Origin of the sequence: Herbiconiux liangxiaofengii (genome assembly GCF_041927335.1) — a bacterium.
Lineage (GTDB): Bacteria > Actinomycetota > Actinomycetes > Actinomycetales > Microbacteriaceae > Herbiconiux > Herbiconiux liangxiaofengii.
On the sequence record NZ_JBHFHD010000006.1, the window covers coordinates 259,020 to 273,189 of the forward strand.

The window sequence follows — 14,170 nt, forward strand, 5'->3', positions numbered from 1 at the left end:
GGCCCGCCTACCCCTGCCGCCCGAAGGTGCGCACGGCCTGGCGCGCCGACAGCGTCGGCAGGTACGCGCGCGCCAACGCCAACCCGATCGCGGGCAGCGTCAGCGGGTCGGGGTAGCACAGGTGCAGCCGGTGCAGCTCGGGCCGGAACTTGAGCTTGAACCGCAGCAGCGATCGGAAGCCGTACACCGGCTCGAGAGTGCGGCTGAGAAAGGCGAGCACCCCGTCCATGGCGGTGGCACGGGCATCCGGAGCGGACCCCACGGCCAGCGGAGCACCGGAGAGGCTCACGAAGTCGACCCCCTCGTCGCGCGCCCGCAGGATGGTCTGCGCGATCAGGAACTCCATCAGCCCGTTCATGCCGTCGGGTCGGCGCCGCATGAAGTCCAGCGTCAGGCCCACCACCGTCCCGTCGGAGAAGGTGGGCAGCCAGCTCGTCACCCCGTGCACCCGGCCGGCCTCGTCGAGGCCGATCATCAGCATCACGTCGGGGTCGATCAGCTCGTCGAGACCGCCGAGGGTGAAGCCCATCTCGGGCAGCTCCTTCTCGGCCACCCAGAGCTCGGAGATCTCACGGATCTGCGCGGTCTGAGCCGACGGCAGGTCGCCGTAGCGCACCCACTCGGCGCGCAGGCCCTCCTTCGCGGCCCGGTTGATGGCGGTACGGATGTCCTGCATCTTCTTGCCGTCCAGCGACCAGCCGGCCGGGCGCACCACCGTCTCCTCCGCCACCTGCAGCGACGACCAGCCCGCGAGCTGCAGCGCCTGCTGCAGCTCATCCGTCACCGAGTAGAACGCGGGTGTCCAGCCCTGGTCGGCGCAGTGGGCCGCGAACTCGAGGGCGGTGCGGGCGTGACCGGATGGCGGCCCGAGCGGGTCGCCGGTGGTCACGGCCACCCCGCCCACCACGCGGTACGCCACGGCGCCGCCGTCGCTGCCGAACCAGTAGCGGTTGCCCGGCCAGGTGGTCATCCAGGCGAGCGTGCCGCCGGAGCCCGCACGCAGCAGTTCCCGCACCCGTCGCGCCCCGTCGCCCTCGGCCGCGTGCCCGGTCACCGGATGCCCGGTGAGCATGCCGCGCACGGCCGCCACGATGACGGCCACCCAGAACACCGGCCCGATCCACTGCGACGCGATCACCGCCACCGGCCCCTGAGGCACGATGTCGAAGGGTTCGAACGCCAGGAAGCCCACCGGCACGAACCGCTCCGGCAGGTCGAGCAGCAGTTCATAGAACGACGCCGTGGGCGAGAACTGGTCGCGCGCGAGCCACGCGACACCGAGGTAGAGCACCGAGCAGGCGGCGGCGATGGCCACCACCGTGAGCGCGAAGCGCAGCACCGGCCGGCGGGCGGTCTCGGGCGGGAACAGCCGCCCCGACGAGGCGAGCACGATCGCGATCACCAGCGGCACCGCCACCGATACCAGCTCGAACACGCGGTAGTCGTCGGCCGCGGCCTGCTGGAAGCGGGTGTACTCGCTGCTGGCGAGCAGGGGCAGGAAGCCGTAGTACACGGCGGCGAGCAGGGCGAGCGCCACGTTGATCCACACCCCGAGATGCAGAGCCACCCGCTTGCCGAGCTGGATGCCGCGGGCGGCCACGAGCAGGGCGACCAGCGGCAGCACCGTGAGCAGCACCGCGCCCGGCCCGTCCAGCCGCGACAGTGCCAGCGCGTCGACGCAGTGCCGCGAGTAGTCACCCGTCTGGCAGCGCGCCGCGATGGCCGCGTAGTCGCGGAGCGGATCGCGGAAGAGAAGCCCCAGAGGGTTCAGGATGCCGACACCCTGGGGTGCCGCGATGGTCACCAGCGGCCCGAGGGCCGTCACCGCCACCACCGCGCCCAGCAGCGTTCGGGCCTCGCGGCGGGACGCCCGCGGCACCCGCACCACGATCCGGGTTCGGGCGAGAACCAACCCGAGCAGCAGCCCCACCACCGCGGAGTACAGCCGGAACTGGTCGCTCGGCGCGCCCGAGTAGAGCGTGAACACGGCCAGCAGCGTGAAGCCGACGATGCGCACCCGTCGGCGCATCAGGGGTCCGCAGAAGGCGCTCGCCGTCATCACCACTCCGGCCACGGCGATCAGCGGATCGACCACGCGGTGCGTGCGGGTGATCTCGGCCGCGTAGAGGTCGAGCACCACGCCGAGTCCCTGCAGGGCGAGGGCGAGGGCGATTCCCACCACCGTCACGATCACGAAGGCGAGCACGGTGCGCAGGTGCCCCATTCGCCGCTCGCTCCAGCCGAGGGTCACCAGCACCACCACGAGCACGAAGCCGAGCACCACGGGATTGTGCACGAAGAACACCGCGGTCAGCGTCGACAGCCAGTCGTGGTGCACGAACACCGCGTCGAACCCGGTCGACACGAACGCGTCGACGTTGCCGCGTTCGCGCCCTGGCTGCAGCGTCATGCGCAGCACGCTGGCGACGAGGGTGAGGGCCACCACGGTCCAGGTGACCGGCACCGACCGGGCGCGGGCGGAGAGGGCCGCGCCCATCCGGCGCAGGTTGGGGCGTCGCGGCCCGGTCATCGGTTCAGTCCCCAGTGGTCGGCGATCAGGGTCATGCCGTTCTTGAACACGTACGCCCACGTGGTGGCGTCGTGCGCGCTGCCGGGCGATTCGAGGTAGGTGGCGGTCATGCCCGCGGCCTGCGCGTCGGCGTAGAGCTCCTTGAGGCCCGGCTTGAAGCCGGTGTCCTCGCTGCCCACCCCGAACACGGCGAACATGTTCGTGTAGGGCGCTTTGGCCGCCATGATCGCCGACGGTGCGGCGGCTGCGAACGCCGCCGCGTCGCCGCCGAAACCCTTCTGGATGGTCGTCGCGTCGTCACCGAGTGACGGGTGGAGCTCGCCTGAGGCGTCGAGGATCGCACTGAAGAGTTCGGGATGCGCGGCGCCGAGCTGGATGGAGCAGGTTCCACCCTGCGACAGCCCCCCGATACCCCAGTAGTCGGGACTCGCGAGGACGTTGAGGTGCGTGGTGATCCAGTTCGGCACATCGACCGTGAGGTATGTGGCCGAGTTGCCGCCCGCCGCCGAGTCGATGCACATCGGATTCCGGTCGGGGGCTCCGAGCTGATCCGGTGACACCACGATCGGCGCGAGCCCGAGGTGCGCGGCCGCGTACTCGTCGAGACTCTCCTGAAGGTGATCGCTCACCAGCGGATCTTCGGGACTGCCCGGCTGGCCCGACATCACGATCAGAACCGGCAGCTTCGGTGGATTCGCGACAAGCGCGGCCGGTGGCAGATACACCACGGCCTGTCGCGCCGAGAATCCCGACACGGTTCCGGGGATGTCGGCTCGCGCCGTGGTTCCCTTGGCAGGCATGCCGTCCGGCGGGGTCCACGCCGCGATGGTGGGAGACTCGATCCCGGGGGCGGTCGTCGGGTCGGGCAGGACCGCCTCGATGCTGCTGATGCCGAGTGCCGTGCGCACCGTCGGGTACTGGCCGAAGTCGATGTTGATCGACATCGCAGTGGTGCCGGCGAAGAGCACGACCGCCAGCACGGATGCGACGGCCCGGAGCCAGGTGGAGCGGCCCAGGGAGACGGCGGCGAGGGCCATGGCGGCGAAGCCGGCGGCGATCCAGACCCGCACCACCACCGTCAGTTCGGCGCCGAACAGGTTGAGCGCGTCGGAGAGCAGCCAGGTGAGGAAGACACCCAGCAGCGCCCCTGCGACCAAGGCGATCGCGGCGTTCACCCACCAGCGCCGCCGACGCCAGCGCTTCGACGGCCGCACCGCGATCAGCGCCACGGCGGCCACAGCAGCGAGCACGTAGACCACCACCACGAAGGGCCCCGAGATGATGCCGATGTCGAGGATGGCGTTCACGGTCGGTCCTGTCGTCGGGCAGCGCACCCGCGGTGGCGGGCGTCGTACAGTATTTTCCCCCGGCCTGGGCGGCTTCTGAAAGCCGGCCGAACAGTGTCGGCGGTGCGACGTAGGCTCGGAGCATGCACTCCGACGCGAGAACCGCCCCTGCCGGGCCGGCTCTCGAGCCGAGCCCTCCTATTCTGCACGTCGACATGGACGCCTTCTTCGCCTCGGTGGAGCTGCTGTCGCATCCGGAGCTGAAAGGCAGGCCGGTGATCGTGGGCGGGCGCTCGCCGCGGTCGGTGGTCACCAGCGCCACCTACGAGGCGCGTGCCTACGGGGTGCACTCCGCGATGCCCGTGGGCAATGCGCTGCGCCTGTGCCCGAAGGCCGTCGTGCTCGAGCCGCACATGCACCTCTACCGCGAATACTCCCGCCAGGTGATGGCGTTGTTCCGGGAGGTCACGCCGTTGGTCGAGCCGCTCAGCATCGACGAGGCCTTCCTCGACGTCTCGGGTGCGCGGCGGTTGCTCGGCGAATCCGACGTGATCGCCCAGAACCTCCGTGCGCGGGTACTGGCTGAGACGGGGCTGCCCTGCTCGGTGGGCGTGGCCTCCACCAAGTTCATGGCCAAACTGGCCTCGGGGCGCGCCAAACCCGACGGCATGCTGGTCATCCGGCCGTCGGAGCTGCTGGCCTATCTGCATCCGCTCCCCGTGCGCGCGCTCTGGGGCGTGGGGGCGAAGACCGCGGAGCAGCTCGAACGGCGGGGCCTGCGTACGGTGGGTGACATCGCCGACACCCCGCTCGACGCGCTGGTGCACGCGGTCGGCGAGGCCACCGGGTCGAAGCTGCACGAGCTCGCCCGGGGCATCGACACCCGGCAGGTGGTACCCGTCGGGCAGGAGAAGAGCGTGGGCCATGAGCGCACCTTCGACATCGACGAGCGGTCGACCGAGGTGCTCAAGCGCGAACTGCTGCACCAGTCGAGTCGCGTCGCCGTGCGGTTGAGGGCGGCTGGACTCGTGGGCCGCACGGTGGCGCTCAAGCTGCGGTACAGCGACTTCACCACCATCTCGCGCTCGCGCACCCTGGCCGAACCCACCGACCTCGGCCGGCGCATCTACGACGAGGCGGTGGCCGTGTTCGACTCGGTGGGCTTGCGCGGCGAGGCCATCCGGCTCATCGGCGTACGGGTCGAGCAGCTCTCCGAGGCCGACGGCACGGTGCACCAGCCGGCGCTCTGGGCCGACGAGACGGTGCCCTCCGAGGGCTGGCGCGAGGCCGAACTCACCATCGACCGGGTCACGGCCCGCTTCGGCACCGACATGGTGCGCCCGGCCTCCCTGGTGCGGGCCCCCAAGTCGGGCGAGACGGCCGACCGCAACGGCACCCGCACGTAGCCGTCCGCCCGCCCGCCCCCGACCTTCCGACACCCTCTCGACCACGGGCGAGCGACGGAGTTTCGGCGGCCGGGCGGGTCAGACATCCGTCGTTCCCGGGATCGGGGCCGAAACTCCGTCGTCAGCCCGAGGGAGCGGCGGGAGGCTCAGCGCTGGCGCGCGACCAGCACCGAGCGGGGAGCCACGCCGGCCGGGCGGCCGGCGGCCTCGTCGGGCGTGGTCGACGTCGGGTCGTGCAGCACCCGGTGCGAGTCGAACAGCACCTCGCCGAGCAGCGGCGCCACACGCGCTACGGTCCCGGCATCGAGCCGTTCCTCGCCGAGGTTCACCACCACCACGATCGAGGGGCGCGAGAGCACCAGCCACCGGGCGTGCTCGTCGAACTCCACGTTCACGTCGGCCAGCGTGAGCTCGTCGCCCGGCGGCAGGGTGCGACGGATGGCCGCGAGACGCCGGTACACCTCCAGCACAGGCGCGTGCGCCGGGTCGTCGAGCTCGCTCCAGTCGAGCTTGGAGTTCTCGAACGTCGCCGGATCCTGCGGGTCGGGCACGATCGCCGGGTCCCAGCCGTGCTTCGAGAACTCCTCGATGCGGCCCTTCGCGGTCGCCTCGCCGAGCTCGGGCTCCGGGTGCGAGGTGAAGAACTGCCACGGCGTCGATGCGCCCCACTCCTCGCCCATGAACAGCATCGGCGTGAACGGGCCGAGCAGCGTGAGCGCGGCCGCGATCGCCAGGCGGTCGGGCTCGAGGGCGGCGGTGATGCGGTCGCCGGTCGCCCGGTTGCCGATCTGGTCGTGGTTCTGCGAGGCCACCACGAGCCGCCAGGGCGCCGTCGAGGCGCGGTCGAGCTCGACGCCGTGAACCCGCTCGCGGAAGCTCGAGTAGGTGCCGTCGTGGAAGAACCCGCGCGTCAGCACCTTGGCGAGCGCCTCCACCGAGTCGAAGTCGGCGTAGTAACCGGCCGTCTCGCCGGTGAGGTTCACGTGCACGGCGTGATGGAAGTCGTCGCTCCACTGGCCGTCGAGCCCGTAGCCGGTGCCCTGCGTGCCGGCCGCGCGCGGGTCGCCCTCGCGGGGCAGGAACATCACGGGGTCGTTGAGGTCGGACTCGGCCACGACCAGCCGCTTCACACCCGTCTCCGCCGAGAGGGCGTCGGCCTCGGCGGCCAGCTCGGCCAGCAGATGCGTGGGGCTGTCGTCCACCAGCGCGTGAACCGCATCCAGTCGCAGGCCGTCGACGTGGTAGTCGCGCAACCACATCTGCGCGTTGTCGAGGATGTAGCGGCGCACCTCGGCCGAGCCCTCCTGGTCGAGGTTCACCGACACGCCCCAGGTGTTCTTGTGGGCGTCGCTGAGGTAGGGGCCGAACAGCGGCAGGTAGTTGCCGCTCGGCCCGAGGTGGTTGTACACGACGTCCTGGATGACGGCCAGCCCGGCGGCGTGACAGGCGTCGACGAAGCGGCGGTACGCATCCGGACCCCCGTAGCCCTCGTGCACCGTGAACCACGCCACACCGTCGTAGCCCCAGTTGTGCGTGCCGTTGAACCCGTTCACGGGCAGCAGCTCGACGTGGGTGACGCCGATCGAGCGCAGGTGCTCGAGCTTGTCGGGGGCCGCGGCGGCGGCGAGGGTGCCCTCGGGGGTGAAGGTGCCCACGTGCAGCTCGTAGATCTCGGCGCTGTCGATCGGCAGGCCGGCCCAGTCGCCGTCGTGCCACTCGAAGGCGGCGGGGTCGTCGGTGCGCGAGAGGCCGTGCACGCCGTCGGGCTGGCGGCGCGAGCGCGGGTCGGGGTAGGGCCCCGCGCCGTCGAGCAGGTAGCCGTAATCGAGCCCGGGCCCCCAGACGACCTCGTCTCCCGGGGCCCACCAGCCCTCGCCGTCGACGGTCAGCGGATGCACGGTCCGGCCGTCGTGGCCGGCGAGCACCAGCTCGACCGTCGTGGCGCGGGGCGCCCAGACGCGGAAGGTGCGGTCGACGTTCTCGGTCATGATTCGATCCTCTGCAGCAGTGCGACGGGGTAGCGGGCGAGCAGTTCGGACAGCCGCACCGAGCCGTCGGGGAAGAGCGTGCCGGTGAGCGTGTCGGCGTAGCCGTTGCGCGCCTCGGGCAGCTCGATGGTGGTGTCGTCCCAGCCGCCGTGCCGGGCGAGGCCGATCGGCAGGCGGGTGACGACGGTGACGGCGCCGCCGCGGTCGAAGGCCACGGCGAACCGCTCGGCCAAGCCGCGCGCCTCGAGCGGGGTGTAGCCGTCGAAGAGCTCGGGGCGGTCGCGGCGCAGCTTCAGGGCCGAGGTGGTGACGAGCAGCTTCACGGCGCCGGTGTCGTCGGCGCCGGGCTCGAGCACGGGCGGCTCGCCGGCCTCGATGGCGCCGAGCAGCTCCGAGCGCAGGTCGAAGTCGACCTCGCGGCGGTTGTCGGGGTCGACGAGCGAGAGGTCCCACAGCTCGGAGCCCTGGTAGACGTCGGGCACACCGGGGGCGGTGAGCTGAACCAGCTTGGCGGCGAGCGAGTTGCTGCGGCCGGCGCCCTCCACGGCGGCCACCGCACTCGCCAGGAGCCCGGCGGTGATCTCGTCGTCGTAGGCGCCGTCGATCAGCTCGGCCATCCGGGCCTCGAACTCCTCGTCGACCGCGAGCCAGTCGGTGGAGTTGCCCGCCTCACGGGAGGCCTTGGTGGCGTAGGCCTGGGCACGCTCGCGGCTGATCGGCCAGGCTCCCACCATCGCCTGCCAGAGCAGGTTCTCGAGGGGCCCGTCGCCGAGCGGCTTCCGGTCGCGCAGCTTGGCGAGGGTGCCGGCCCAGCCGGCGGCGATCTCGGCGAGGGCCGAGATGCGCGCCCGCACGTCTTCACTGCGCTTGGTGTCGTGGGTCGACAGCGTGGTCATCGAGTGCGGGATGGTCCCGAGCCGCCGCTGCTGGACGGCGTGGAAGCGCTCCGGGCTCCAGCTGAAGTCGTCGGGGTCGGCGCCCACCTCGGTGAGGCTGGTGAGGCGGGTGAACCGGTAGAACGCCGAGTCCTCCACACCCTTGGCCATCACCATTCCCGAGGTCTGCTGGAACCGGATGCTGGGCGCGACGCCGGTTCGGCCGAGCACGTCGGCCACCTCCCGCAGCACGGGCTCGAGGTCGGGACGGTGCCGCAGAGCGAGGTCGAGGGCGTCCTTCAGGTGCTCGGCGCCCTCGGGAAGGTAGGAACGGTAGACCGGGAAGCAGGCCAGCAGCTCGGCCAGAGCATCCCGTACCACCGTCTGCTCGGTGGGGGTGGCGAGCCCGCCGGCCCGCTCGATGTCGCGGGCGAGCCGGCGCACCTCCGACTGCAGGATGCCGTCGGCCACACCGCGCTTGGTGTCGTGGATGAGCGCCCGGTAGCGCTCGGCGGCGGTGCCTTCCGCCTCGGTGGGCAGCTGCCGCAGCGTCAGGTCGAGGCGATCCAGCCCGGCCTCGCCCGCGGGGTCGACGAAGAGGCGGTCGATGCCGGCCAGCGCGTCGTAGCCCGTGGTGCCGACCGTCGGCCAGTCGGGCTCGAGCGGCTCGTCGCCTTCGAGGATCTTCTCGATCAGGATGTACGCGCCGCCGGTGAGCTCCGAGAGCCGTTCGATGTACCCGCCCGGGTCGGCCAGGCCGTCGGGGTGGTCGACGCGCAGACCGTCGACGAGACCCTCGTCGAACCAGCGCTTGATCTCGGCGTGCGACTCGTCGAAGACCCACGGCTCCTCGACCCGGATGGCGGCGAGCGTCGACACGGCGAAGAACCGGCGGTAGTTCAGGTCGGTGCCCTCGCGGCGCCAGTTGACGAGCTGGTAGCTCTGGCGCGCGTGCACGGCCTGCGCATCCGCGCCGTCGTCGGCCGTGCCAGGAGCCACGGGGTAGCGGTTGTCGTAGTAGGCCAGGATGCTGCGGTCGTCTTCGAGGGTCAGCGCATCGAGCGAGTCGTCGCCCAGCACGGGCAGCAGCAGTTTGCCGGCGCCGGCCTCCCAGTCGATGTCGAACGCCTCCGCGTAGCGGGAGTCGCGCCCGTTCTTCAGCAGGTCCCACCACCACGGGTTCTGCGACGGCGTCGCCACTCCCACGTGGTTCGGCACGATGTCGACGAGCACGCCGAGGCCCGCGTCGTGTGCGGCCTCGGAGAGCTCGCGCAGGCCATCGGGCCCACCGCGCGAGACGTCGATGCGCGAGTGGTCGGTGACGTCGTAGCCGTGCTGCGACCCCTCCTCGGCCTGCAGGATGGGCGAGAGGTACACCCAGTCCACCCCGAGCCGCGACAGGTACGGGATGAGCCGCGCCGCGTGCTGCAGGGTGAAGTCGGAGGTCAACTGGAAGCGATAGGTGGAACGGGGGGTGCGCATCCGCTGCCCTCTTTCGTCGTGGTGGATCCGGTGGGGGCTCCCCGGCCCACCGTGGGCTAGACCACGGTGGGAACGATGGGGATGGCCTGCGTCGTCGAGTCGGCCTGAGCCGTCAGCGAGGCGGCGACCGAGTGGTCGGGCTCCGTCTCGGGCTCCTGGTGGACGCGCAGCACTACCATCGATCGTGCCCTGACGTTGACCTGGCCGCCAGCGGTGAACACCTGGGAATCCGCCGCCTCGCCGGCGGTGTCGATCACGGCGTCCCAGCTGTCGGAGTACTCCTCGGAGGGCAGGGTGAACTGCTCGTCCTCGTCGTGCGCGTTGAAGTAGAGCAGGAAGTTCACGTCGCTGAGCGGCTGGCCCCGCGGATCGCGGCCCCGGATGCCCTGCCCGTTCAGGAACAGGCCCACCGAGCGCGACAGCCCGGAGTCCCAGTCCTCCGGCGACATCTCGGTCGCATCCGCGGCGAGCCAGACGATGTCGGGCAGGGGTTCACCCGCTCCGCGCTTCACCGGGCGGCCGTCGAAGAAGCGGCTGCGGCGGAACGTGGGGTGCTCCTTCCGCAGCCTCAGCACGGCGGCGGTGAAGTCGATCAGCGGCTGGTCCTCCTGGTCCCAGTGGATCCAGGTCAGCGGCGAGTCCTGCGCGTAGGTGTTGTTGTTGCCGAGCTGCGTGCGGCCGAGCTCGTCGCCGTGCAGCAGCATCGGAACGCCCTGGCTGAGCAGCAGGGTGGCGATGAAGTTGCGCTGCTGCCGGGCGCGCAGGCCCAGCACCTTCGGGTCTTCGGTCGGGCCCTCGACGCCGCAGTTCCAGGAGCGGTTGTGCGATTCGCCGTCGTTGTTGTCCTCGCCGTTGGCCTCGTTGTGCTTCTCGTTGTACGACACGAGGTCGCGCAGGGTGAAGCCGTCGTGGGCGGTGACGAAGTTGATGCTCGCCACCGGGCGGCGGCCGGAGTGCTCGTAGAGGTCGGCGCTGCCGGTGAAACGGCTCGCGAACTCGCCCAGGGTGCTGGGCTCGCCGCGCCAGAAGTCACGCACGGTGTCGCGGTACTTCCCGTTCCACTCCGTCCACTGAGGCGGGAAGTTGCCCACCTGGTAGCCGCCGGGGCCCACGTCCCACGGCTCGGCGATGAGCTTCACCTGCGAGACCACCGGGTCCTGCTGCACGAGCTCGAAGAAGGTGGAGAGGCGGTCGACGTCGTAGAACTCGCGGGCGAGCGCGCTGGCGAGGTCGAAGCGGAACCCGTCGACGTGCATCTCGGTGACCCAGTAGCGCAGCGAGTCCATGATGAGCTGCAGCGCGTGCGGGTGGCGCACGTTCAGGGTGTTGCCGGTGCCGGTGTAGTCCATGTAGTACCGCAGGTCGTCCTCGACGAGGCGGTAGTAGGCCCCGTTGTCGATGCCGCGGAAGCTGAGGGTGGGGCCCAGGTGGTTGCCCTCGGCGGTGTGGTTGTACACCACGTCGAGGATGACCTCGATGCCCGCCGCATGCAGCGACTTCACCATGCCCTTGAACTCCTGCACCTGCTGACCGCGGTCGCCGGTGGAGGAGTAGAGGTTGTGCGGGGCGAAGAACCCGATCGTGTTGTAGCCCCAGTAGTTGCTGAGGCCCTTGTCGATCAGAACGCTGTCGTTCACGAACTGGTGCACGGGCATCAGCTCGATGGCGGTCACGCCGAGCTTCTTCAGGTGGTCGATGATGGCCGGATGCGCCACCGCCGCGTAGGTGCCGCGCTGCTCCTCGGGAATCGCCGGGTGCAGTTCGGTGAGGCCCTTCACGTGGGCCTCGTAGATCACCGACTCGTTGTACGGGATGCCGAGCTTGCGGTCGCCCGACCAGTCGAAGAACGGATTGATCACGACGCCGAGCGTCATGTGGGGTGCGCTGTCCTCGTCGTTGATCGAGTCGGGGTCGCCGAAGGTGTAGGAGAAGAGCGACTGATCCCAGTCGATCGTGCCGGCGGTCGCCTTGGCGTACGGGTCGAGCAGCAGCTTGTTGGGGTTGCTGCGCTGGCCCGACTTGGGGTCGTATTCGCCGTACACCCGGTAGCCGTAGCGCTGACCCGGCTGGATCTGCGGAAGGTAGGCGTGCCAGACGTAGGCGTCGACCTCGGTGAGCTCCACCCGCGTCTCGATTCCGGCGTCGTCGAAGAGGCAGAGCTCCACCTTCTGGGCCGACTCGCTGAACAGCGCGAAATTGGTGCCGCTCCCGTCGTAGGTGGCCCCCAGTGGATAGGCCGATCCTGGCCAGGACTGCATCTGGACTCCCTCGATTGTGCTGTGACGTCGTGCGGTGTACCGGGCCTTACCGTACCGGGTTCTGCCTGAGCCTCCACATCCGGCCCTATCCCCACCGCAGGGGAGCCGGTAGCGTTGGGGCCATGGCTGACCTCGTGGAATCCCTGACCGACTCCCTCAAGAAGCTCGGCATCGACGCCGCCTACGGCGCTCCGGTCGAGGTCGACGGCAAGACGATCGTGCCGGTCGCCCTGGCTTGGTCGGGGTTCGGCGGCGGCACCGGCAACGCGTCATCCCCGGGCACCGTCACCGAGCGCATCGCGGCCGGCGACGCGGGCGGCGAGGGCTTCGGGGGCGGGGGCGCCACCATCCCCATCGGCGCCTACGTCACCGAGGGCGGCCGCGCGGTCTTCCAGCCCAACATCATCGCGCTGGCCGCGGTCTGCATCCCCCTCGTCTGGACCACGGGCCACGCCCTCTCCCGCGTCATCCGCGCCCTCAAGAAGTAGCCAACGCATCCACTTGCCGCCATCCGCCCTAAAAGTCGAGTTATAGGGCGAATGGCGGCAAGTCGATCGCATGTCCGGCCAGGGCGTCGCGCACGAGTGCGATCGCGAGCGGGGTCGGCCCCACGAGCTGTCGTGCGCGGAGTCGCACGACGCGGTAGCCGAGTGAGTAGAGCTCGTCGGTCCTCCGGATGTCGCGGTCGTACTGCCGCGAATCCGTACGGTGCTGGTCCCCGTCGTATTCCACCACCACGCGGGCGCCCCGGTAGAGCATGTCGACCCGCGCCACGAATCGGCCGTCCACGGCTCTGATCTCCACGTTCAGGTCGGGCTCGGGCAGTCCTGCCCGCACCAGTGCCAGGCGAAGCCGCGTCTCCTGCGGCGAGTCAGACCCCTGTCGCACCAGGGGCAACGCCGTCCGGGCGCGTGCCACACCTCTGCTCGTGGAACGAGAGGCCCTGAGCGAGAGCTGCTCGATCGTCGCGAACGGCCGACGGGCTCCGCGCTGCATCGGAGCGACCCGCACGAGGTAATCACCCGCCACGACGAGGTCATCGATGCTCAGCGTCCGGCCGAGCTGAAGCCAGCACGAGACGGGGTCGATCACCGGCAACCCGGAGATCCGCCCCCGCTGCAGATCGATCTCCGCGAGTTGGTGCCCGCGCACGGCAGCGCCGCGGGACGCCCGCCAGGGAGCGGGCACCGCGACGTGCAGCGGCTCGTCGGTCGACCACTCCGCGGGCAGTGGGATACCCCACAGGCGCGCGGCGGTGACGTGCGAGAACACCTCGCAGGCCCGCATCCGTAGCAGGTACGCGCGGCACCGGGCATCGAACTCCGTCGCCACGGATGCCGACAGACGGACTCCCGGGAACGGGCTGACGAGATCGGCTCCGCGCATCCGCTTGGCACCCACCCCCGCCGCGGCACCGTCGGACACGGAGAACGCACTGCCCCTGAGGTGGGGCGGGAGGTCGATGCGGCGCGGCATGCGCGACAGTCTGCGGCAGGAACAGGGCCCGCGGCAGTTATCCACAGACGCGGGAGTGCCTATACTGGCCGTACACGGGAGTCCGGTGAGCCGGGCTGAGAGGAAGGTTCTCAACCTTCGACCGTCGAACCTGATCTGGATCATGCCAGCGCAGGGAGGCATCTCAAGACGCTCGGGCTTCTGCTCCGTCGTCGACCCGTGCCCCTTCCACCGAATGAAAGGGCACGTCCAGTGCATTCCACCATCAACGACATCGCACCCGCGACCAGCGCCACCCGGCGCCCGAACCTCCGCTGGCGGGTGGTCGACATCGTCATCGCGAGCGTCATCGGCGTCGCGGCCGGCCTGATCTTCTGGGTCTGGAACCTCACCTACTCGCCGCTCAGCGCCGGTCTCGAGGCGTTCCTGCCCGGCATCCAGTCGCTCATCGGCGGTGTGTGGCTGTTCGCCGGGGTTCTCGGCGGCCTCATCATCCGCAAGCCCGGCGCCGCCATCTACACCGAGGTGGTCGCGGCCGTGGTGTCGGCGCTCGTCGGCACCCAGTGGGGCGGCTTCCTCACCATCGAGGCTGGGCTGGTCCAGGGCCTGGGCGCCGAGATCGTCTTCGCCCTGTTCCTCTACTCCAACTACCGCGTGTACGTGGCCGTGCTCGCCGGCGCGGGCGCCGGTCTCGCCATGGGCATCAACGACATCGTGCTCTGGTACCCGCAGCTCGGCGGCGACTTCAAGACCATCTACGTGGTCGCGGCCGTCGTCGGCGCCTCGGTGATCGCCGGCCTGCTGTCGTGGCTCATCATGCGAGCGTTGGCGCGAACGGGTGCCCTCAACCGCTTCGCCGCCGGCCGCGAGGTGACGGCACGGGCGTGACC

Annotated in this window: 9 protein-coding genes and 1 riboswitch; of the genes, 3 read left to right on the forward strand and 6 right to left on the reverse strand. The window is 70.6% G+C overall.

Going from position 1 to position 14,170, the window contains the following annotated elements; translation table 11 throughout:
* Window positions 1-7: 7 nt before the first annotated feature.
* Window positions 8-2,530 (reverse strand): MprF family protein, encoded by a 2,523-nt coding sequence (locus ACEXOR_RS04985; RefSeq protein WP_374848291.1) that lies wholly within the window; start codon window positions 2,528-2,530, stop codon window positions 8-10.
* A complete protein-coding gene (locus ACEXOR_RS04990; protein ID WP_374848292.1) occupies window positions 2,527-3,837 on the reverse strand; it encodes an alpha/beta hydrolase in 1,311 nt (436 codons plus the stop codon). The genes ACEXOR_RS04985 and ACEXOR_RS04990 overlap by 4 nt, the downstream gene beginning before the upstream one ends.
* Before the next feature lie 122 nt (window positions 3,838-3,959).
* Here ACEXOR_RS04990 and ACEXOR_RS04995 point away from each other — a divergent pair, with 122 nt between their 5' ends.
* A complete protein-coding gene (locus ACEXOR_RS04995; RefSeq protein ID WP_374848293.1) occupies window positions 3,960-5,222 on the forward strand; it encodes a DNA polymerase IV in 1,263 nt (420 codons plus the stop codon).
* A 146-nt stretch (window positions 5,223-5,368) separates the two neighbouring features.
* On the opposite strand, the gene treZ is transcribed toward ACEXOR_RS04995, so the two are convergent.
* Genes treZ through glgX form a run of 3 tightly spaced genes read right to left on the reverse strand, consistent with a single transcriptional unit; the run spans window position 5,369 to window position 11,825 of the window.
* Window positions 5,369-7,210, reverse strand: coding sequence for a malto-oligosyltrehalose trehalohydrolase (treZ, locus tag ACEXOR_RS05000; protein ID WP_374848294.1), 1,842 nt, complete (start codon window positions 7,208-7,210; stop codon window positions 5,369-5,371).
* Window positions 7,207-9,567, reverse strand: coding sequence for a malto-oligosyltrehalose synthase (gene treY / locus ACEXOR_RS05005; protein WP_374848295.1), 2,361 nt, complete (start codon window positions 9,565-9,567; stop codon window positions 7,207-7,209). Before treY ends, treZ begins: the two co-directional genes overlap by 4 nt.
* Before the next feature lie 56 nt (window positions 9,568-9,623).
* Window positions 9,624-11,825 (reverse strand): glycogen debranching protein GlgX, encoded by a 2,202-nt coding sequence (gene glgX, locus ACEXOR_RS05010; protein ID WP_374848296.1) that lies wholly within the window; start codon window positions 11,823-11,825, stop codon window positions 9,624-9,626.
* Window positions 11,826-11,947: 122 nt separating this feature from the next.
* On the opposite strand from glgX, the gene ACEXOR_RS05015 reads away from it, so the two are divergent.
* The gene (locus ACEXOR_RS05015; RefSeq protein ID WP_374848297.1) at window positions 11,948-12,313 is read left to right on the forward strand and encodes a hypothetical protein; all 366 of its coding nucleotides are present in this window, start codon (window positions 11,948-11,950) and stop codon (window positions 12,311-12,313) included.
* A 40-nt stretch (window positions 12,314-12,353) separates the two neighbouring features.
* Here the strand turns inward: ACEXOR_RS05015 and ACEXOR_RS05020 are convergent, their stop codons facing one another.
* The gene (locus ACEXOR_RS05020) at window positions 12,354-13,301 is read right to left on the reverse strand and encodes an endonuclease domain-containing protein (protein ID WP_374848298.1); all 948 of its coding nucleotides are present in this window, start codon (window positions 13,299-13,301) and stop codon (window positions 12,354-12,356) included.
* 64 nt (window positions 13,302-13,365) lie between these two features.
* A riboswitch (TPP riboswitch) is annotated at window positions 13,366-13,476 on the forward strand.
* A gap of 56 nt (window positions 13,477-13,532) precedes the next feature.
* On the opposite strand from ACEXOR_RS05020, the gene ACEXOR_RS05025 reads away from it, so the two are divergent.
* Entirely contained in the window at window positions 13,533-14,168 is a 636-nt protein-coding gene (locus ACEXOR_RS05025) for an ECF transporter S component (protein ID WP_374848299.1), read from the forward strand.
* Window positions 14,169-14,170: the final 2 nt, after the last annotated feature.